We start from the raw sequence: 18,931 nt of genomic DNA, 5'->3' as shown, positions 1-18,931 counted from the left end.
GCTCCATCCCGACGAGCTAGCGATGCAGCTCGACGCCATGTTGCCCGCCGATCGGGCGCTGTTCGACGCGGCCGTTGCGGCAGTGGCCGAGCGGCAGGCACTGGGTTGGCGGTTCCGGCTCGTCATGATCGAATCCGTCATGATGGCTGGCCTCGTTCTCATCGCCGGACTGCTGGTTGACCAGCCGACGTCGCTGTTTACGCAGGCGTCGGTGACGGTCGGAATCGCTTGCTTCGCAAGCGGGCTGGTCCTGATCTGGCTCTCGTCCGTGACGAGCGGTCTGATGCTCCGGTGGCGCGGTCATCGGCGGACACGATGAACGGCCTCCTCTCCCACGCTCCTTCGCCCATCGCGGTCAGGTTGGCCGTCGGTGGCCTGATGCTCGGCCAGGCGCAAGCCCTCATCCTCTTCGCCGCGCCCGGCCCAATCGCGAACTCGCCGCGATCGCTCATCGTCGTGCTGAGCCTTCTCTCGTTGGTTTCACTTGTCGGTGCGATCATCGGTGTTGGCAGCTCCGATCCGCGAGAAAGATGGAGGAGATATCGTCGTGGAACATGATCGCGGTAGCATTCGAGTGGCCGCCTGGCAGTTTGGCACCTCGTTGATGCTCGTGTTTGGGGAATTCGTCATCGCCGCCACGGCGCGTGGACAGACCGCGGCGATCGGGCGCACCTGGGCGATCGCTGAACCCGATGCCCTTTCTGAAATCGAGGCGCGCGTTGCGCAGCAGCCGAAAAGCATCGCGGGTCGTTTCGGTCCGCGTGAGAAGTGGAGCGCAATGCAGTCAGCCGCCCTCGGCGTTGCGCGCGCGAACAGGAAACGAAGCGTCGTGCCGTTCCACACGCTCGATTTTGAGGTCCGGTTGGACGACGGCAAACTGCTCTATCCCAAAGGCTACACCTTCAACCCCCTCACCTATGTGTCGATGCCGCAGCGCCTGATCGTGGTTCATTCGCGCGACCTGAACTGGGCGCTTGGCCACGCGCGGGCGAGCGACTGGATATTGCTCGCCGGAGGCGGCCCGGAGGTGACCGACCCGATCGCACTCGGAGAGAAGGTTGCGCGCCCGCTGTTCATTCTCGAAGAGCGCGTGAAGGAGCGGCTCGATCTTCGCGTTGCGCCGGTCATAGTCGCGCAGGTCGGACAAAAGCTCGAGGTCAGCGAGTTCGCGCTTGAACGAAAAGGCCCGGCTCCCGCGAGCCAAATCCTACGCTCGGCGAGCACGCCGTAATTTCGCCAGCTCTTTTTTGGCGCCTTCATCCAATCGCAAATCCGGTCATCCGCCTATTCGGACGCCGCGACCCAGGGGAGCTCTAATCGGAAACGAAGACAGAGTTCTTCATCTTGACGCCCGCCTGGCTCCGGCTGGACGGGCGTCTTTTTTTACTTCGATGAAGTTCGCAAGATTCCGCAGGGTCCCATTTGGCCCGATCGTCGACTTCGTTGATGCCTGGAGGAACTCGCTTCGCAAGAAGCGAGCTTTGGTGCCTTCCCTTCGCCATGGTCTGGTCCGCAAGGACGCGACGGGACCGCGAGCAGACATCTGATCGGCAAATCCAACCTCAGCGTCACGGAAGCCGGCCCCGCACCGCTGATAGCGGCAACGATGTGCCCATCCGCGGCATATCCTTTCCCATCTGGTTGCGACGAGCATGTCGGCGGGTCCATCTCCGCTTCGGGCAGGCCAATCGCCCATACAGAGCGCCGAAGCCTCATCCAACCTTTTCAGCGCCCTACCTGGCGGAACGGAGAAGTCATGCCAGCTTGCCGACACTTGCGCGCGACTTCCGCATCGGGGAGCAGCGGCGCCAGGCGCCAAGTCGAGCCGAAGAAGACGCGCCGGTCCTTTCGCTGGGCGGTACCCGTCGGGCTCGGCGCAGTTCTCGCTTTCATCCCCGCTCCAGCGCAAGCATCCAAATGTCCGAGCGACACGATCTTCAACCCGATCACCAAGGTGCGTTGGAACTGCATCTTCCCCATCACCATCGGCGGCGTGCGCGCCGGCAGCTACGACAAGCTCGACAAGGCGCTCGACGCACAATCGGCGTCGAAACCGCTGTGTGCGTGCCGCAAAGGTGCAACCTTCTGGTTCGGTGTCAAGGTCAGTTTCTGGACTCCGAACCGGATGATCGACGTGGTGACCGAACCCGGCTGCATGATGGCGCTCGGCACGGACATCATGGCGACCGGCGGCAAGCTCCAGGGCAGCCAGTCGTCGATTTCGGACGGCACGAACACGACGAAGTTGTTCGCGCAGATGCACTATTATGTCGCGCCGGTCTGGAAGATGCTCGACATGTTCAGCGATCTTCCGTGCCTCGAGGATGACGGTTTCGACGTCGCGCTGATGACCGAGGTGATGCCGACCTGGCAGTCGGGGACGCTGGGAGCGATCATCCAGCCCGAAGGCATCCTGTTCGGCAATCCCGCGGCCGGCCTTGCCTGCATGTCCGACAGCGCCGCGGCGGCAGCGGGCAAGGTCATCGACCCGCTCTTCTGGTGCATGGGCAGTTGGGGAAGCACCTATCCTGTCGCCGGCGACATTCACATGGGCGACCGCGTCGAAGCCTGGGCGGGGCTGGCAGCGCGCGGCACGTTCATGATGGGCCGGCTCGGCGCGCTGACCATCCATTCGGCGGACGGCTGCTCGTTCAAGCCGCAGCCGATCTGGACCAAGAGCCGATACAAACTCCAGCTCATGGAGCCGGTGAAGGGCGGCAAGTGCGTCAACATCGGCCGTCCCGGCGCGCTCTGGACCTCCGGCAAACACGCGCCGGGCAAGGACAACGCCCAGTTCATGCTCTTCGAGAAAGCGATCTGCTGTGCCGGCATTTCGACGCCCTGACCCGGCACTTCCCGATCGTCTCGTGCGCAGCCCGGAATCGGCCCGGTCTGCCCGCCACAGCCCCGGTGGCTGCCGGCAGGCGCGCGAGGCGGGAGCGGCGCCCTGCCCCCTCTCGGGCGCCGCTCCACCTGCAGACGATACGGGTAAATTGCCATCGCCACAAGCGAGACCGGCCCTGATCCCGCCGTGTCCTCGGGTAAAAGCGGTGCTCACGGTGTTCGACGGCCAGGCCGTCTATCGGCACCTCTCGCCCGGATCCGATGACTTCCGGGCGGGAGACCTGTTTCGGCTCGCGCATGGATCGCGCACTGTGGACGGTGATCGTTCGTGAAGCGCTCGGTTTCTCTCCTGTTGCTGCCGATGGCGGCAATGGCTTCCGCCAGCACACTGGCGCAGTCAGTCGAGGACCGCGCGCGCGCAGCCGCGGAAGCTTCTCGCGCGAAGTCCTCGACCAGCAAGGCGATCCAGGAGAATTACCTCACCCCCGGCCTCAGCGGACAGCCGATCGCGACGGTCGATCGCAGCCAGAGCTTTACGCCGAGTCTCGCCTGCCAGAAAACATCGAGCCTCCTCGAAATCCTGATCCAGCCTGACGGCACGGGCGACATCAACACCGTCCGCATCGCCCGCGACACCGATCTCGACGGCAGCTTCGACCGCGTGTCCACCTTGCCCGTGCCCGTCTCGGGCATCTGCGCCAACGGCGTCATCGCTTGCCAGCCCGGAAGCTGGAACGCGTGCAACTATCATCGTTGGAACGTCGATGTCTCGGGCGACCTGGGGCTCGCCGCCGCCGAAATGGCCGAACTCGCGGGCTGTTACTGCGTCAACAACAGCTGCGGCGCGAATCTCGTGATGGACAATCTGCCGTCGGTGCTCAAGGATCTCGGCGGCGGCGCGATCGGCGCACTCACGAGCCACGATCCCCGCGTCGGCGTGGCCGAGGCGCGCATCAACGGCCCGCTGATCCAGTATGTCGGAGCGCAATCAACCGCCTGCACGGCTTTGCCGGACCTTCCGCAAACAGCCTATCGCGGCCGTCCGACTTCGATCCTCGGCGACGCCGCGGCGACCGCAGCCGGAAGCTCGCTGTTCCAGAGCCTCAAGGGATCGCCCGCCGGCATCGGCAAGGCCGAACAGGTCCGCGCCTGCACGATCGAACGCGACGTCACACTGCGGCCGCTCGCGTATGAGGATATCGTCTCCGCGACGGGCGTCATCTATTCGGTTCAGGGCTGCGGCGAAGGCTGCCGACGCTTTCGCATCATCGGAGATGGCAATTGCAGTAGCGCGCCGCCGATCTTCACCGCGCGCTTCGAAGTCAGCGACCCCGCGAAGCTCCTGTCGGCGCGGATCGTCGAGATGGGCGCCGACGACTGGGTCCAGGGCCGCATCAACGGCCGCGTCGTCGGCTCCGCGGGGCCGCGTCCGTGGCTGACGACAGGATTGCCTTCAGGCGACTGCCGCACCGATGGCGGCGCGGCGCGCAATTACACCTCCTATGATTTTACCACCGACCTGCGGGCGGGGCCGACGACGGTGTCGGCACGCGTGCGCGGCGGCGGCGGCGGTGCGCCTCTCACGACCGAATGGGGACTGGTCGACGTCGAGATTCGCGTTTCGGACGCATGCGAACCGAGCGACCGGCTCGTCGACCAGTGCGAAGATATTGGCGCCAATCAAAAGTGCCGCCTCGACAGCGAGAGCGTCGATGGCGTCCAGACGTTTCTGAACGGCGTCGGCACCGGCCTTCGCCCCCTCCCGCGGTCGCGCCAGTTCGGCACGGGCAGTTGCACCGCTACCCTTACCCGCGACTTTTTCCTGCGCCAGCGGACCTATAAATGCGCGATCGACACCGGCGCGATGCCCGAACCCGACCTGTCGCGCGGCGCCTATATCATCGATCGTTCGACCGAGACGCTGCTCGCCGACCGCGTTCGGACGGCCGACGGCGGCAGCGCCGCGTCTACGCGCGCCTTCGCGCTTCCCGATCGCGGCTCGGTTCCAGCTTGCGAGGCGGTCTGCAAGACGCGCTCTGCGAAAGCCAATACCGACGCGGCGCCTGCGGGCGTCGTCGGCGCGCAGCAGACCAGCCCGACCGGCTTCGACACCTTCTATCACGCCTGCTCACCGGGCAATGTCTGTCCCGCCGGTCCCGGCGAGACCATCGTCACGCCCTGCGGCTGCCTTGATACCTTTCCCGAGGCGGTGGTCATGATGCAAACGGTCAGGCTCGCTGGCGCCGATCTCGCCTGCACGGCGACAGCGCGATGATGGGCCGCTTTCTCTTCTGGCCGTCGCGCCTCGCGCTGATCCTGTTCGGCATCGTCGCCTTCGCGCTCGCCGTTTACGCGTCGGCAGCGCAGGCGCAGCAGATTTGCGCGGTCGACCTCAATGGCAATGGTGACGCCGACGACGCGGGCGAGACCGCTAGCTGCGTCGGGATGCAAGGTGGTAGCTGGCAGTGCCCGATCGAACGGGCATCGTGCGCGCCCGAGCCCGGCGGCGCGTCGTCCTGCCCGCTTGGTTCGCAATATGCGTGCGAGACGCTGGCGAGCGGCGGCGTGCCGAGTTGCTCGCCGAACGCCTGCATCGATACCGCGGCAAACCCGATCGAGGATGAACCCGTCGTCGACGATCCGGGCGCGCCCGCCGACGGCGAAGTCGACACCGACGGCAATTGTCTCGGGAACATCGAGATATTCGGCGGCCGCGCGCTGCGCTGCCGCCCAGCGGGCCTCAAGACAACCTTTTCCAACTGCTGCAAGGACAAGGGTAAGATCGTCAAGGACGGAATGGGCTCGTCGATCGCGTCGACGCAGACGAAGATCGCGATCGCCAAGGGCGTGTTCACCGGAGCCCAAGCCGCCTATGCCGCCTTCCAGGCGGGCGCGACGGCAAGCCAGGCGGCGAGCGCGGGCGCCAATGCGATCATTGTCGGCATCGATCCGACCTCGATCGCGATCAGCCTCGCGGTCAACGTCATGATCGAGTTCCTCCTCTGCTCCTGCGACCAGCAGGACATGGAGACGGGCATGCTACGCGGCTCGGGCATGTGCGTCGAGGTCGGCTCCTATTGCTCGTCGAAGATCCTCGGCATCTGCGTCCAGAAGTCGCGCAGCCATTGCTGCTTCAATACCAAGCTCGGCCGCATCATCCAGGAACAGGGCCGCCCGCAGCTGAAGTCGTTCGCGGATGGCTGGGGACCGGTGAAGACGCCGAACTGCCGCGGGTTCACGCCCGAAGAGTTCCAAGCGCTCGACTTCAGCCGAATGGACCTCTCCGAATATTATTCGGAAGTTCAGGCCCGCGCGCAGGCCGACATCCAGTCAGACATGAAGGATCGTATCGATGCCTATATGCAGGCCATCGGCCGCTAGGCGCCGCGCCGTACTCGCGGTGGCGCTCGCCGACGTAGCCGGCATCGCCGGCCTTGCCGCAGCGCAAATATCGCCGGGCATCGACGACAACCCGTCGGCGCGCGAGAAGGTAGAACGCGAGGGCGAAGCGGCGATGGACCGGCTGAAGGGCGCGGTGTCGCGCCGCAAAGCCCAACAGCAAAACGGCCCATCTGACCTGCCGAAGCCGAGCGAGGTCGAACGCCGGCGCGCCTTCGAGGCGATGCGCGACCGTGCCAAGTCGCCAGCGATGGAAGCCCGCGCCCGCGATGCGCTTGAGACCGGCAAAGACCGCTTCGCCGCAGAGCGCGAGGCGATGGCGAAGCGGCTCGGCCAGGCACTCGGGCTCGAAGCGCCCGAGATCAAGGCCGTCGCCGATGCCGGTCCGGCGCCGGCGGCGAAAGGCTGGGTGCCTGTGCTGTTCGTCTCCTCGTCGATGCCGTCGTCAACGCTGCGCACCTATGCAGCGCAGCTCGAGAAGGCACGCGGTGTCCTCGCGTTTCGCGGCATGCCGGGCGGGATGGCCAAGGTCGCGCCGATGGCGAAGCTCACCGCCGAGATTCTCCGCCTCGATCCCGGCTGCGAGGGACCGGCATGCGTGATGCGCGACGTGCAGGTGATCGTCGACCCGCTGGTCTTTCGCCAGCACGGCGTCACCCGCGTGCCCGCGCTCGCCATGATCCCGGGCGATCCGGTGCTCCCCTATTGCGAGCGCGAGGAGGAAAGTCCGCGCGGGAGCCATATCGCTTACGGCGATGCCGCCCTTTCCGGTTTGCTCGAAGAAATTGCCCGCCTCGGCGGAAAAGAGGAGGTGCGCGATGCTCAGTCTCGCCTGGAAGGCCGGTAAGCATCTGGCGATCGGTTTGAAGGGACTGCCGCGGCGCGCAGCCGTTGCGCTCGGCAGTCCGGGGCTCGGCGAGCCCGCGCGCCCCGACCGGCTCTGGAAGGCGACGGCGATCGTTGTGCCACTCGGGCTTCTGACGTGCTGGGCGATGCAGCAAGCCATTCTCGTGATGTCGCCGTCGATCGACGCCTGGGCGGTGCGCGCGGCGCCGGGGCCGATCGAGAAGGGCGATTTCGTCCTGTTCATGCTCTCCCATCCGCTGGCCGGCCCCGAACCGGTCAAGGTGACCAAGCGCGCGCTTTGCATGCCCGGCGAGCGCATATCGCTGATCGAGAAACCGTCGACGATGGAGCCCCACGCCATGGACGGGTGGTATTATTGCGACGGCGTCCTGCTCGGCGTGACCAAGCCCTACGGGCGAAATGGCCAGCGGCTCGACTATTGGCGGCCCGATCACGGGCTGATCCCGCCGGGATTGATCTATGTCGGCTCGCTGCACCCGAGCGGGTTCGACAGCCGCTATTACGGACCGGTGCCGATCGCGCGCCTCACCCGCATGGAGAAGCTGCTGTGATCCGCCCTGCCCTCCTCGCGGCGCTCATCACGGCCTTCCCCGCCGCCGCGCAGCCGACCTCACCCACCCGCGAACCGAAGCAGGGCTATTGGTGGTATCAGGCACCGCCGCCGGTCGAAGATGCGGATGCCGAGCCCGACGCGCTGATGAAGCCGGCGATACCGCCGATGGCGGAACTGGCGACATGGACGCCGCCCAAAATCCGCAAGCTGATCGAGCAGCAACGCGACTATGCAGCGACCGTGCTCACCGTCGACGCGGTCGCGGACTTCTGGCGGCTGCAGGACTTCGCGCGGCGCAAGGCACGTGCGTTCGCAGGCGTGACTCAGATCGCCTTGCTTCAGAACCCCGAACTCAATGCCAAGTCCGCCAACCCGATCGTCGGCGACGCGCGCGCGGCGATGGGTGCCGAGAAGGAAGCGGTTCGCCGCCGGTATCTCCGCGCCCACGCAAGCCAGTTCGCGCTCGTCATGTTCTCGCGGAATTCCTGTGGCTATTGCCGGGTGCAATGGCCGATCCTCGAACGGTTCCGCGAGGAGACGGGCTGGCAGGTCACACAGATGGATCTCGAGCGCCGACCGGAGCTCGGACAGCGCTTCGGCGTCGAGGTGACACCGACGACGATGGTGATCCGCCGCGACAGCTCGGCAAGGATGGTGATCGCGTCGGGTGTCGAATCCTATCCCAATCTCGCGCAGACCACATACCAGGCCGTGCGGCTGATGCTCGGCGACATTCGGCCCGAACAGTTCCTGACCGGCGCGGGCGAGGAAGATGGTTTCTTCGACGCACTCGGCAATGGGCCGGTTTCCGCGACCGATCCCCGTGTGTTGGGCGGCGACCTCGTCGGTGCGGGCTTGGAGCCGCGTCGATGACAGCGTCTATTGCCGAGCAGCGCAGCGCAGTTGGATCAAGCTTTCGATTGATCGGGGTTCATCGCAGATTGCCCATGCTTTGCCAGAAGGCCAACAGCGCCTCGATCGAAGCTCACGAAGGTCTCGCCTCCCAGCCATTGGCCATCGTGGGCGATGACCCCATCAGCGAAGTCTCCACCTTGCTCCAGTATTGCAAGCCCCGCTTCAACAGCCTGTCGGTCCGCTGCGACATTGCCGGCGTCGATAAGCAATCTGACCGATGCAGCGACCCTTGCCGCCTCATAGCGATACACTTTTCTGAGCACCCAGCAGAACTCGCACAAGGCCGGAAGCGTCACAGCAACAAGTTCTGCTTCCTTCAGGAGCTTTTTTGCCAAGGGGCTTTGAACGGGATCGTCCAGCGTTGCGGATCGGACGAGGATATTGGTGTCGGCAGTAATTTTCACAGCTGTCCGGCCCAGCCCTTTTCAATGGCCTCATTCATCTCCTCGATCGAGATGGGCCGCTGGCCTTCCCGCTTGAGTGACCCGAAGAAATCCTCAATCTTTCCGGAAGGCCTGATGGCCCGAATCTTGATTTCACCGCCGGGGAGTTTGTCAAAGCTGATCTTGTCGCCTGGATGGACGCCGAGATGCCTGAGCAATTCCTTCCGCAGCGTGACCTGCCCTTTCGCGGTAATGGTAACAGCGTTCATGTGGCGAGTCCTTTCAATAGCACAAGGTAAGAGCAAATCCCCTTACCTGCAAGGCGAGTTCAGTATGTTGGCGCGATGTGCAAGCGCGCTGAGCATGAGCATCCTAGTCATTTCGCCCGGCATGGCGCAGACTGTCAGCCGCGAGGATGCAGCGCGCGCCGCGATCCATCCGGTCGGAACAACTGCGGCGATGAACCACTGGCTCTCGCGCGTTCCGGTGACGCGCGCTTTCCCGCCGGACTTTACCGAGGAACTGCGCGGACGCAGTTCGGCCTTCGTCGTCGAGATGAGCACCGCGCCCGGCTGCGTTCCCTGCGCCGATCTCTGGACCAAGCTCGGAAGTCTGGGAAGGCGATATGGCTGGCAGGTCCGCGCCATTTCCGCGCAGGAAGCGATGCTGCGATCAGGCCGGCTCGGCTTGCCCTGGATCGGGCATCCGGTCGCATGGGTGCGTCCGATGAACGATACGAACCGGATCATTCCAATCGCCGTCGGGACCGATCATGCGCCCAATTTAGCGCGCAACCTCTATCTCGCCGCGAAGATGCTGACGGGCGTTCGCCCAGCGGTAGGCGTCCGCGCACTCTCGAAATTCACTGGAATCGTTGGGGGCCCGTCGCGATAAGCCGGACGGAACTTTCTTAGCTCTGGCGCGGAATCTGCTTGAAACATCAAAGCCATGATGCATGCTTCATAAGCTGAATCTGGTCTTGTCATTATTGCCTCGCGTCGGGCGTAGGACGCGACCTGAGCGAGATTCTTGTTTTGATAACCGCTCGCGACTATATGAAAACAACGATCCAAACAGGATCGTGTTATGAGTGGAATGATGGCAAACGCTGTAACTCAAGTGCTGACGACGGTGAACGCCCCTTATGGGGCGGCCGTTTCCGCACATCAGCTTGCTGCCATGATCGTCGACTTGAAGAGCGCGATTGACTGCAACGCGCCGGTTTTCGCTTTCTTCTCCGAAGTGCCGCTGAACGTCCAGGAACAGTTCATGGCAGCGATGGGCGTAGACGCAAGTCAAGCGAGCCAAGTCGCCGATAAAATCTCCGAACTTTCGGGCTACACGCTACCGCTGGCGGCCTGACGCCGTGTCTGCAAAGCGGCCGAGCGAATGGCCGGTCCTTTTCAATCTCGCCGTAGATATTCTTGACCATTTCAGGAAGGCGAACGGCTTCGCGCCTCAGTGGAGCTTCGGCGGCGGAACCGCACTGATGCTGCAGATCGATCATCGTGAAAGTCACGACATCGACCTGTTTCTGGACGATCCACAAATCCTCCCATTTCTCAATCCGGAAACGCAAGGCATCAAACTCGATCACGCTCCTGACAGCTATCAGGCAGGCACCGATATGCTGAAGCTTGCTTATCACGATCTGGGCGAAATTGATTTCATCTGCTGCGACAGCATCATTCCAGATCCAACACGAGCGCACGACGTTCAAGGTCACGCCATCGCGCTTGAAACGCCAGCGGAAATCATCGCTAAAAAGGTCTTCTATCGCGGTTGGAGTTTCCAGCCGCGCGATATGTTCGACCTTGCAGCGGTCGCCGAGCATTTTGGACCCGACTATGTAGTCGGGGCTATTGAGCATTGCGGCCGCGCGAGGTGCGAAACGGCTCTGGCAGTCATCAACAAAACGAATCCCGCCTATGTTGAAGGGATTATTGGCCAGCTCATGCTTCGCGAAAAGACGCGCAATCTCGTTGCCCACTCCCGAGAAATCAGTCGAGACCCGATCGGACGAGCTTCAGCGAAACAGCCTATCCTGAATCCGGATACCCGGCCGCATGAGTCCGACCGGTGAACGATACGAACCGGATCATTCCGATTGCCGTTGGCACCGAATCATGCGCCCAATATCGCGCGCAATTTATATCTCGCCGTAAAGATACTGACCGGCATGCGCCCTGCAAGCCGGGGTCCGGGCGTTTTCGAAATTCACGGGAATTGTTGCTCAAGGGCCGGACATCTCACCGCAACGCCGAGCAAAGCCATAACTTCGAGCTTATTCCGGTTGGATATCCGTTCAGGGCGAAGAAGCGAAATCGAGCAACGACTTATCCCTGCAAATCTGGAGCTACGATCCAGATTTGCAGGGATCACATCATCGGCGTGCGTCCGACATGGCCGACGAGAGTCCGAGATGTTCCACGAAAGGATCAAAATCGCGGTCGCTGTAGAGCAGTGCTAACCCGTCTTCTATGCAACGGGTGGCGATAAGCGTATCGATGGTCTTGCGAATAGTGGCCCCTTTGCCGCGTAGTGCCCGAAAGTTTCGGGCCGCCTGGATCGCGATATCGCGACCTCCGATATCGATCTGGTCGAGAGACCCCATCAATCTCAGCCCGACGTTGAAGTCGCGGTCGCTGGTGAAACCCTGCAGGACTTCAGCCAGAATGATGTCGCCGGTCAGCAGTGGCTCGGCGCCTAGCAATGCGTCTAATCGTTCCGTCTGCGGTGTGGCATCGCCCCGGAAATAATCGATCCAGACGCTGGAATCGACGAGGATCACCCGTCGGTTCTCATGGCATCAAGATCGCCCGTCCAAGCGAGCTTACCCCGAAACTTCCGAATCTCGTCCTGTTTGCGAAGCCGAAGCAACGTCCGCAAGCCGAGCTCAACGGCCTCACGCTTTGTCTTGAGGCCCGTTGCCCGGAGAGCTTCGCTCATAAGATTATCGTCGATGACGATGTTGGTCCGCATGATGTGTATCCTTTTCTTAGATCATACACATACGAACCTTTGAAAGCGTTTGCAATCCATCACGGCATCTTGCCGACCCTGAAACATGGGACGAGGCGATGATCGACATGGCAGTGGCCCATTTCGCGTGGGACATATTGGCGGAAGGACCTTGCCTCTGAGAGGCGCGTACGTGCCTCTGCCCTTGTCGCGAGAGATCAACACAAGCGACCCTGAGCGGGTTCAGCCTGCCACATCCCGCCCCTGAGAAAGAACGCTGATGTCCTCGCTTGGCGGCCGCCGCGCCATTATGATCGCCCTCATCCTGTCAACCTGCGGAGCCGGCGCGCCGGGAGCCTATGCCCAAAGCTGGGCCGAGCATTGGTTCGACAATGTGACCTACACGTCGCCCGGCAGTTTCGAGGACCAGGCGCGCGGTTATGTGACCGCGGGCGGCTTCTCGGGCCGCGTCGACGTCCACAACGACTATCTGATGAGCGTGACGCTGCCCAAGGTGCGCGCGGGCTGCGGTGGCATCGACATGTTCCTCGGCGGCATGTCGTTTCTCGATCCCGACTATCTCGTCCAGAAGCTCGAGAGCATCCTGCAGGCCGCGCCCGCCGTCGCCTTCCAGTATCTCCTCGAAACCCTCGACGAGAAGATGGGCAACATCATCTCGAAGATGGAGGCGGCGACCAACTTCCTGAACTCGATCCAGGTCAACGACTGCCGCCTTGCGAACCGCATGGTTCAGATCGCTCGAGGAGACGACAATATGTCGGGGATCATCGAGGAGATGACCGGCTATCGCTCGATCAAGCAGGGTTATGCGAAAAGTTATCAGCAAAGCCGCGAGAAGATTGAGGCGAACAATAATAATCCGACCGAGGATCTGAAGGAAGCGCTCGCCAACTGCCCGCGCGAGGTCACCGACATCTTCCGCACCGGCTCGCTGCTCGCGCACGCCGCCGCGCGCGTCGGCGCCAGCGAATGGACCAGCGTGATGCGTGCGCGGGTCGGCGATGTTTACATGCGTTGGGACGCGACCGACAAGGTGCCGCTCTTTTCGGCCATCCCTGCCTGCCCGCGTCAGGACACCGAAGGCGTCGAGGATTTCCTGACCGGACGTGTCCAGGCCCGGTCGCTCAACGTCCCGCCGACCAGCGCTGACTGCGCGACTGACGGGCCGGGCCGCGGCGCGCTCGTCCTCGCGCGTGAACGGATGCAGACGATCGCGACCAAGATCCGCACCCGCGCCGCGCTGACTGCCGAAGAGCGCCAGTTCGTCGCCAATGTGAAGACGCTCCCCATCTACCGGATGCTCGAATGGGGCGTGCGCGAAGGCGTCGAGGATGCCGTGATCGGCGATACCGACGAACTGGTCGCCCTGACCCTCGCCTACCAGATGCTCAATGATCTCACTCGCAGCATCGATTTCGCGCTGTCGAATGCCGAGCGCGGCACGTCGGCCGCCGGTGCCGCCGACGCAGGCAATGCCAATATCTGCCAGACGCGCATCCTCACCAAGGGGATAGAGCAGCTGCGCGATCTTCGCGAGGAAGTGCTGCGCCAGCGCGCGCAGATGCGCCAGTCCTATATGGCGGCGCTGAACCAGGCCAACCTCTCGGCGAACTATGCCGGGCTCGTCCGCCAGCGCGACCGCGACGCGCGCGACGCCGCCGGTGCCGCCGCTAACCGCAATCGCTGATCGCGATGTGCTCCCGATTCCTTTCCGCGCTGATCGCCGCCCTCGCCGCCACCGTGCCGACCGCTGCGCTAGCGCTCGAAACCAGCTTCCACACCTATGACGGGTTCAACGAGACCGTCGACGCGTTCCGGCTCGTCTCGATGATCTTTGCCGATCCGCGCTACGAAACGCTGGTGCTCATCGTCGCGGTCGCCGGGATCGCGCTCGGCGCGCTACTCGCGAGCGTGCGCGGCAACGGCATGGGGATCGTCGCTTTCGGCTTTCAGACGCTCGTCGGCATCGGGCTTTTCGTCGGCATGGTTGCGACCACGGGCACCGTCCATGTCTACGACCGGGTCCGCAACGCCTATCAGCCCGTTGGCGACGTCCCGAACCTGATCGTTCTCGTCGCGGGCGTCACCAATATGATGGAGCGGGCGATCGCCGAGACGATCGACGATAATACGATCGACCCCAATGCCAAGCTCGAGTTCGGTGCGGGTGGTCACAGCTTTGACTTGTTCCTGAACGCTGTTAGCCCGCGAGGGCCGATGACCGACACCTTCCTCGATGCAACGATCAAGGATTATGTCCGGCAATGCTATCCCGTCGCGCGCGTCTCTCCCGCCTATGGCATCGACGACGATCAACTCTTTCGTACCACGAACGATCTTCCCGCGGCTTTTGCCGCGATGTCTGGGCCGGCGACCTTCAGCACCGTCTTCACTGCCACCGACAAGGGCGGAACAACGGTGAGCTGCACCGAGACTTGGACGCATATCTCGGACCGGCTTTCCGATCCGTCGCTGTTCCACGGTTACAGTCAACAGGTCTGCGAGCGCACCGGCTATGACGTCTCGAACGCGGCTCAGCTCCAGCGCTGCCGGTCGAACCTCGGAGCGCTCGGTGACAAGATGCTCGCGACGCCGCTGACGCTCCAGCAGCTGATGACGAACATCAACCTCGGCAACGCCGTCGGCGACGTGCTGTTCGAAGATAGCCCTGCGACCGCCGCGCGCGTCATGGCGAACCGTGCCGTCGTCTCGAGCGGTCTCGCCACCATGTCGACGGCGAACGAATGGATGCCGACGATCCGCGCCACTGTCTTCGGCATCATGCTGTTCATGATGCCGATCGCGCTGCTCTTCATCCTGACCCCGATCAACCTGCGCGTCGCGAGCTTCGCGCTTGGCCTCTTCGTCTTCGTCGCCATGTGGGGCGTGATCGATGCCGGAATCTACCAGCTCACGCTCGGCCGCGCGATGGACGTGCTTGCCGAGATGCGCTCGAACCATGTCGCGGCGAACGCCTGGATGCTGGCGCCAGGTTCGGCGATGAAGGCGCTCGCAATCTTCGGAAGCTTTCGCACCGCGGCCGCCGGGCTGGCCGGCGCCTTTGTCTTCACCGTGTTCCGCTTCTCGGGCAATGTGTTCACCTCCTTCACCAGCGGCGCGCTCGGCGTGCAGGGCCAGGGCACCGCGGCCGCCACCCCGATCATGACGCATGAAGGCCGCGCGCAGGCGCTCGAGGCGCAGGCCTCGGCGACCGGCACGACCGCACGGCGCAGTGCGGCGTCGAGCTTCGGCGACTTCGGAGAGCGGTCTACCTTCGGTACCAATCGCGCCTTCGGCGCCGCAGGTGGCTATCTCAGCGATCGCACGCCTGGCGCGCCGGGAGCGACCGGCTTCGGGCTCGGCGTCACGGACGCCGCACGCGAGCTCGGGGGGCTCGCCCCTGCCCTCGTCGGCCGCGACCTCACTCATCCCGCGACGGCCGCAGCGGTGCGCGCCAATGCGACGACGTCGGCGATCCACAATTTCGCCGAGAAGGACGCGCTACGTAGTCTCGGCACGAGCTATTTTGGGCCGGGCCAGGCGGGCGAACGCGCCTTCGCCGGCTTCGCGCAGAACATGGTGCAGTGGAAAGCCTTCGGCGATACGCGCGCCTACGACATGATGATGCAGGGCGCGCAGCGGCATTTCGAGCGCAATGGCTATGATCAGAAAGACGCTGCGCTGAAGGCCTCGACCGTGATCGCGCAGGCATCGGCCGACCCGACCTTCGCGAAGTTGATCGCCAACACGTACGACCAGGAGGCAATGCTGCGGAACGATCTCACGGCTGCGCAGGTCAACGTCGGCGCTATGGAAGGCCGACGCGACTATGCGGGCGACAATGTCGCGGGGATCGAACGCCGCAACGTCGCGACCGAGCAGGCGTGGCGCACCGGGAACAACGAGGGGCAGCGCAATTCCGCGTCGATGCTCGGCCTCTCCATCGACGAAACCTCGCGCCGCATCGGCTTCATCAACACCCTCTCGGGCGAGGCGCGCTCGTCGGCGATTACCTCCCTCTCCCGCGCGACGGGCCGCAATGAGGCGCAGGTCATGCGTGCGCTGGAAACCTATAACGCCTCGGTCCAGCTCGGCACCGCCGACGGCGCGACCGCCGAGGCGGCACGCGAAGGCACGAGCGTCTATGGCCGCACGCGCGAGGCCGCTGGTTACGATTTTGCCGAGCGCTCGGGCAAGCTCGATGCCCAGCGCGAAGTCGGCCACGATGGCGTGCGCGGCGCCGCGCGCATCGGCGAGCAGCGACGGCAGAGCGATAATTTCGGGTTTGCGGAAGGTGCGGCGGCTGCCGGCGTATCGACGCGCGAGGCGGCCCGGCTCGACGCCTTCATCCAGGCACTGAGCCGCACGGCGGGCAACCAGGTCGACATGGCCGAGGGTGGCGCGGCCGGAATTGCCGATCGTGCGCGCAACGAGCGGCTGACGCGGATCGTGGACAATGAGCGGTTGACACGCATGCAGGGGCTGCTGCGCAGCGAGGGCATCAACATGACCAAGCGCGAGCTCGCCATGGCGCAGAATGGCGATCTCAATCTCAATGTCTCGCCCGACGTCGCGCGGCAGCTCCGCGCCGCAGGCCTCATCAACGACAGCCAATATGGCACGATCGCCGAGGGAGGCCGCGCCCGGTTCAGCTTCGCGGACAACGACCTGCTCGTGTCGAGCAGCACCGGGTTCACGCAGTCCGCACGCAGCGACACCAGCACCAAATATGAGGCCGGCAAGCAAGCCGGACCCGATACCATCGAAAACATGCTAAGCAGCGGACCCGAGGGTCAGGCGATGATGGCGAACTGGCTGCGCGGTGGCTTCGAAATGGACCGCAACGGCGAGTGGCGGCTCAATCCGCAGGTTGCGGATACGCTTCAACGCGACGTGTCGGCGATCATGGCCCAGACGGGATGGCAGCGGGCTATATCTCGCTCGGCGCAAGACCAAATCTCAATGGGAACTGCGGTTGGCGGCAATGTCGGCGCAAGTGCCCAAAGCAGTGACTATGCGTCGCGTGGTGGTCCGGCCAAGGGTAAGGAACGATCACAGACAGCAACGTCAGGGAGCGTCGGCGGGAGCTTGGGATATAGCAGCAGCGACATGGGCACGAGTAACGAGACAGCTCGGGCCTCGCTCGATATCGTAAACTATGATGTACGCGAGGCGATATCCGCCGCAGAGCGGGCGGCTGCGCGCTCTGCAAACCCTGAAATGACATTTACGAGCGAGCTGAACCGTCAGGTGCTTGGCCCCGAGGGGCTGCGAAATCGCTACCTTGGGCAAGCCGATTCCGCACGTGGAACCGCCGATATTACTGGACCGATGACGTCGCTCGAACAATCCTCGATCTTGAGCAGTGGCCGATTTTCGACCGACCTAGCAAATGGTCCATTCGACGGAGATAGCAGCTACAAGAAGCGCTAATCTCGACGTCCAGGGTGCTGAAGGCTGAGTGGGTTGCCGATATATAGTCCGCCGGAGCGCGGATCATAGATGTCGACCGACCAATGAGGTCGCCCAAGACGCTCCCAGTGCTCGTCCTCCATCCTCATCTGCTCGAGTTCGCCGATTTCCTCGTCCGAGAGAGGCTCGCCAGATAGCGGCCTGTCGAGCCAAGCTTTGACGAACCCGAAACCAAGCACCAGTAGTGCCGTCGGCGGAAAGAACAGCATGTTGAGATAGCCTGCGAGAGCGCTGGTGTAGAACTCCGCCAGTGCCGGGACCTTCAGCGAGGCCACCGCGCCTGTCCAGTAGACCGGGATCGCCGCCCACCAGAGCTTCGCGTACCAAGGCTTCCAGAGCCAATTGCGCGCAACGGGCGGCCGCGCGGTCTCGGCTGTTGATACGTTGGAAGGTTGGCTCGCCTGCATGGGTTTTCTCGGTCGGCAGCCTATCAGAAGATGCCGATTGAAGGAATCGAAAGAGTTTCCGGAAATGGACATATTGCCTTCCCTGATCCGGTGAGCATCCAGCCATCTCCTGTTCCCATTTGCAACTTCACACCAACGTCAGCTTCCATCCTCCTCCCTTGGACTTGAGGCCGGATTCCCCGTCCCTCGCTTAGGTATGATAGATTGTGTTCTGGACGATCGAGAACGCGGCGGCCAATCAGATTCTATCGGAGCGGCACATTCGCCCGGGACTTCGCATAGTCGTCTAGAATGCACCGCAGGGTCGCTCGACCGCGAGCGGTCAGGGCGATGTTCGTTCGGCGCCCGTCGTGAGGATCGCGCTCGCGAGCCACAAGTTTCCGCGATTCCATCTCAGTTGTCTGCCGCGTCGCCGTCGGAACCGAAACGCCACTCGCATATCCTAGGCTTGAAACCGGCAGCCCTTTACCGACCGTATCCACGACATAGAGTTCCAGTAGCATGATCCAGCCCGCATGGCTCCAGTCTTGCTTCTTGAGGTACCGCGCAATGATCTGCCGTTCGACAAGTAGTTCACGGCAAAGGCCAAGTCGTCGAGCTTCGACATCGAACGGTGGATCATCTTGTTCGATCCGCGTCGCCATGCGTCCGTTTGCGCCTCGCGTCAGTTTGACGTGGAGAGCCGGAACGTCCGGCGCCGAGGTGGATGCTGCGATCTATTGTGTTCCGTGCAGAGGCTCGAAAATCGGGTAGGCTAAAATCGAGCCCCCCTGTGGTAAAGTCGATCCAGCGCATATGTCGGAATCGAATCTTGGCGTAAAAGATGGTCAGCGCTTATCCGCATAGGCGTCCATGAGGAGTTTTTGATTATGGGTGGTGCGACGCGCTGGACCGTCAATGTCGCGCCCGAAACCGACATTGATGTCCGCACATACCTAGCTCAGCGCGGAATGAAAAAGGGCGACCTATCGCGCTTCATTGAAGAGTCCGTGAAATGGCGCCTGCTCGATCTTACGCTCGCCGAGGCCCGCGCCGGTTTCGATGACGTCTCGCCGGAAGAGATGAGCCAGTTGATCGATGAAGCGATTGCGGATGCGCGTCGGAACTGA

General features: G+C 63.3%; 21 protein-coding genes. 15 read left to right on the top strand and 6 right to left on the bottom strand.

Annotation, left to right across the window (positions count from 1 at the left end; all coding sequences use genetic code 11):
- The first annotated feature begins 22 nt into the window (after nt 1–22).
- The 9 genes from E5675_RS05805 to E5675_RS05765 all read left to right on the top strand — a co-directional run bounded on the left by E5675_RS05805 (nt 23) and on the right by E5675_RS05765 (nt 8,536).
- The gene (locus E5675_RS05805; protein ID WP_145985979.1) at nt 23–319 is read left to right on the top strand and encodes a hypothetical protein; all 297 of its coding nucleotides are present in this window, start codon (nt 23–25) and stop codon (nt 317–319) included.
- Entirely contained in the window at nt 316–558 is a 243-nt protein-coding gene (locus tag E5675_RS05800; RefSeq protein WP_054724994.1) for a hypothetical protein, read from the top strand. The genes E5675_RS05805 and E5675_RS05800 overlap by 4 nt, the downstream gene beginning before the upstream one ends.
- A 46-nt stretch (nt 559–604) precedes the next feature.
- A complete protein-coding gene (locus E5675_RS05795; RefSeq protein WP_136176358.1) occupies nt 605–1,231 on the top strand; it encodes a conjugal transfer protein TraW in 627 nt (208 codons plus the stop codon).
- Between the two features lie 525 nt (nt 1,232–1,756).
- Entirely contained in the window at nt 1,757–2,845 is a 1,089-nt protein-coding gene (locus E5675_RS05790) for a TraU family protein (protein WP_232014684.1), read from the top strand.
- 369 nt (nt 2,846–3,214) lie between these two features.
- On the top strand, nt 3,215–5,119 hold the full coding sequence (locus tag E5675_RS05785; protein WP_238929702.1) for a hypothetical protein: 1,905 nt from the start codon (nt 3,215–3,217) through the stop codon (nt 5,117–5,119).
- Nucleotides 5,116–6,225, top strand: coding sequence for a conjugal transfer protein TraN (gene traN / locus E5675_RS05780; RefSeq protein WP_136173720.1), 1,110 nt, complete (start codon nt 5,116–5,118; stop codon nt 6,223–6,225). The genes E5675_RS05785 and traN overlap by 4 nt, the downstream gene beginning before the upstream one ends.
- Entirely contained in the window at nt 6,197–7,090 is an 894-nt protein-coding gene (locus tag E5675_RS05775) for a type-F conjugative transfer system pilin assembly protein TrbC (RefSeq protein WP_054588714.1), read from the top strand. The genes traN and E5675_RS05775 overlap by 29 nt, the downstream gene beginning before the upstream one ends.
- Complete coding sequence (locus tag E5675_RS05770) at nt 7,062–7,661, top strand: S26 family signal peptidase (protein ID WP_054588715.1); 600 nt, start codon at nt 7,062–7,064, stop codon at nt 7,659–7,661. Before E5675_RS05775 ends, E5675_RS05770 begins: the two co-directional genes overlap by 29 nt.
- Before the next feature lie 26 nt (nt 7,662–7,687).
- Nucleotides 7,688–8,536, top strand: a complete 849-nt coding sequence (locus E5675_RS05765) for a conjugal transfer protein TraF (RefSeq protein ID WP_054590309.1) — start codon at nt 7,688–7,690, stop codon at nt 8,534–8,536.
- A 35-nt stretch (nt 8,537–8,571) separates the two neighbouring features.
- Here E5675_RS05765 and E5675_RS05760 read toward each other — a convergent pair whose 3' ends face one another.
- On the bottom strand, nt 8,572–8,982 hold the full coding sequence (locus E5675_RS05760) for a type II toxin-antitoxin system VapC family toxin (protein WP_054588716.1): 411 nt from the start codon (nt 8,980–8,982) through the stop codon (nt 8,572–8,574).
- Nucleotides 8,979–9,230 (bottom strand): AbrB/MazE/SpoVT family DNA-binding domain-containing protein, encoded by a 252-nt coding sequence (locus tag E5675_RS05755; protein ID WP_039575504.1) that lies wholly within the window; start codon nt 9,228–9,230, stop codon nt 8,979–8,981. The genes E5675_RS05760 and E5675_RS05755 overlap by 4 nt, the downstream gene beginning before the upstream one ends.
- Before the next feature lie 94 nt (nt 9,231–9,324).
- On the opposite strand from E5675_RS05755, the gene E5675_RS05750 reads away from it, so the two are divergent.
- The 3 genes from E5675_RS05750 (at nt 9,325) to E5675_RS05740 (ending at nt 11,044) form a co-directional block, all read left to right on the top strand.
- A complete protein-coding gene (locus E5675_RS05750; RefSeq protein ID WP_052208289.1) occupies nt 9,325–9,855 on the top strand; it encodes a hypothetical protein in 531 nt (176 codons plus the stop codon).
- Between the two features lie 192 nt (nt 9,856–10,047).
- Nucleotides 10,048–10,323 (top strand): hypothetical protein, encoded by a 276-nt coding sequence (locus tag E5675_RS05745; RefSeq protein WP_223181289.1) that lies wholly within the window; start codon nt 10,048–10,050, stop codon nt 10,321–10,323.
- Nucleotides 10,324–10,327: 4 nt separating this feature from the next.
- Nucleotides 10,328–11,044, top strand: a complete 717-nt coding sequence (locus E5675_RS05740; RefSeq protein WP_247594802.1) for a nucleotidyl transferase AbiEii/AbiGii toxin family protein — start codon at nt 10,328–10,330, stop codon at nt 11,042–11,044.
- A gap of 300 nt (nt 11,045–11,344) precedes the next feature.
- On the opposite strand, the gene E5675_RS05730 is transcribed toward E5675_RS05740, so the two are convergent.
- Nucleotides 11,345–11,752, bottom strand: coding sequence for a PIN domain nuclease (locus E5675_RS05730; RefSeq protein WP_058804244.1), 408 nt, complete (start codon nt 11,750–11,752; stop codon nt 11,345–11,347).
- On the bottom strand, nt 11,749–11,943 hold the full coding sequence (locus E5675_RS05725) for a type II toxin-antitoxin system VapB family antitoxin (protein WP_058804243.1): 195 nt from the start codon (nt 11,941–11,943) through the stop codon (nt 11,749–11,751). The genes E5675_RS05730 and E5675_RS05725 overlap by 4 nt, the downstream gene beginning before the upstream one ends.
- A gap of 259 nt (nt 11,944–12,202) precedes the next feature.
- Here E5675_RS05725 and E5675_RS05720 point away from each other — a divergent pair, with 259 nt between their 5' ends.
- Nucleotides 12,203–13,630, top strand: a complete 1,428-nt coding sequence (locus tag E5675_RS05720; RefSeq protein WP_058804242.1) for a conjugal transfer protein TraH — start codon at nt 12,203–12,205, stop codon at nt 13,628–13,630.
- A gap of 5 nt (nt 13,631–13,635) precedes the next feature.
- Nucleotides 13,636–17,376, top strand: coding sequence for a conjugal transfer protein TraG N-terminal domain-containing protein (locus tag E5675_RS05715; protein WP_136173719.1), 3,741 nt, complete (start codon nt 13,636–13,638; stop codon nt 17,374–17,376).
- On the opposite strand, the gene E5675_RS05710 is transcribed toward E5675_RS05715, so the two are convergent.
- Together E5675_RS05710 and E5675_RS05705 are read right to left on the bottom strand one after the other, a co-directional pair.
- Entirely contained in the window at nt 17,373–17,894 is a 522-nt protein-coding gene (locus E5675_RS05710) for a hypothetical protein (RefSeq protein ID WP_232014686.1), read from the bottom strand. The genes E5675_RS05715 and E5675_RS05710 overlap by 4 nt on opposite strands.
- Nucleotides 17,895–18,067: 173 nt before the next feature.
- Nucleotides 18,068–18,466 carry a MarR family transcriptional regulator gene (locus E5675_RS05705; RefSeq protein ID WP_136173718.1) on the bottom strand — a complete coding sequence of 133 codons (399 nt, stop codon included), beginning with the start codon at nt 18,464–18,466 and terminating at the stop codon, nt 18,068–18,070.
- 225 nt (nt 18,467–18,691) lie between these two features.
- Here E5675_RS05705 and E5675_RS05700 point away from each other — a divergent pair, with 225 nt between their 5' ends.
- On the top strand, nt 18,692–18,931 hold the full coding sequence (locus E5675_RS05700; RefSeq protein WP_058804239.1) for a ribbon-helix-helix domain-containing protein: 240 nt from the start codon (nt 18,692–18,694) through the stop codon (nt 18,929–18,931).

It is taken from the genome of Sphingopyxis sp. PAMC25046 (genome assembly GCF_004795895.1).
Classification (GTDB): domain Bacteria; phylum Pseudomonadota; class Alphaproteobacteria; order Sphingomonadales; family Sphingomonadaceae; genus Sphingopyxis.
The sequence above is the reverse complement of the archived record's forward strand: the minus strand, read 5'-3'. Positions and strand labels throughout refer to the sequence as shown.

Excerpts from the sequence above, each read along its gene's own strand:
- E5675_RS05805 (WP_145985979.1), top strand. The coding sequence starts at position 23 with ATGCAGCTCGACGCCATGTTGCCCGCCGATCGGGCGCTGTTCGACGCG.
- E5675_RS05800 (WP_054724994.1), top strand. The coding sequence starts at position 316 with ATGAACGGCCTCCTCTCCCACGCTCCTTCGCCCATCGCGGTCAGGTTG.
- E5675_RS05795 (WP_136176358.1), top strand. The coding sequence starts at position 605 with ATGCTCGTGTTTGGGGAATTCGTCATCGCCGCCACGGCGCGTGGACAG.
- E5675_RS05790 (WP_232014684.1), top strand. The coding sequence starts at position 1,757 with ATGCCAGCTTGCCGACACTTGCGCGCGACTTCCGCATCGGGGAGCAGC.
- E5675_RS05785 (WP_238929702.1), top strand. The coding sequence starts at position 3,215 with ATGGCTTCCGCCAGCACACTGGCGCAGTCAGTCGAGGACCGCGCGCGC.
- traN (WP_136173720.1), top strand. The coding sequence starts at position 5,116 with ATGATGGGCCGCTTTCTCTTCTGGCCGTCGCGCCTCGCGCTGATCCTG.
- E5675_RS05775 (WP_054588714.1), top strand. The coding sequence starts at position 6,197 with ATGCCTATATGCAGGCCATCGGCCGCTAGGCGCCGCGCCGTACTCGCG.
- E5675_RS05770 (WP_054588715.1), top strand. The coding sequence starts at position 7,062 with ATGCTCAGTCTCGCCTGGAAGGCCGGTAAGCATCTGGCGATCGGTTTG.
- E5675_RS05755 (WP_039575504.1), bottom strand. The coding sequence starts at position 9,230 with ATGAACGCTGTTACCATTACCGCGAAAGGGCAGGTCACGCTGCGGAAG.
- E5675_RS05750 (WP_052208289.1), top strand. The coding sequence starts at position 9,325 with ATGAGCATCCTAGTCATTTCGCCCGGCATGGCGCAGACTGTCAGCCGC.
- E5675_RS05745 (WP_223181289.1), top strand. The coding sequence starts at position 10,048 with ATGAGTGGAATGATGGCAAACGCTGTAACTCAAGTGCTGACGACGGTG.
- E5675_RS05725 (WP_058804243.1), bottom strand. The coding sequence starts at position 11,943 with ATGCGGACCAACATCGTCATCGACGATAATCTTATGAGCGAAGCTCTC.
- E5675_RS05720 (WP_058804242.1), top strand. The coding sequence starts at position 12,203 with ATGTCCTCGCTTGGCGGCCGCCGCGCCATTATGATCGCCCTCATCCTG.
- E5675_RS05715 (WP_136173719.1), top strand. The coding sequence starts at position 13,636 with ATGTGCTCCCGATTCCTTTCCGCGCTGATCGCCGCCCTCGCCGCCACC.
- E5675_RS05710 (WP_232014686.1), bottom strand. The coding sequence starts at position 17,894 with ATGTCCATTTCCGGAAACTCTTTCGATTCCTTCAATCGGCATCTTCTG.
- E5675_RS05705 (WP_136173718.1), bottom strand. The coding sequence starts at position 18,466 with ATGGCGACGCGGATCGAACAAGATGATCCACCGTTCGATGTCGAAGCT.
- E5675_RS05700 (WP_058804239.1), top strand. The coding sequence starts at position 18,692 with ATGGGTGGTGCGACGCGCTGGACCGTCAATGTCGCGCCCGAAACCGAC.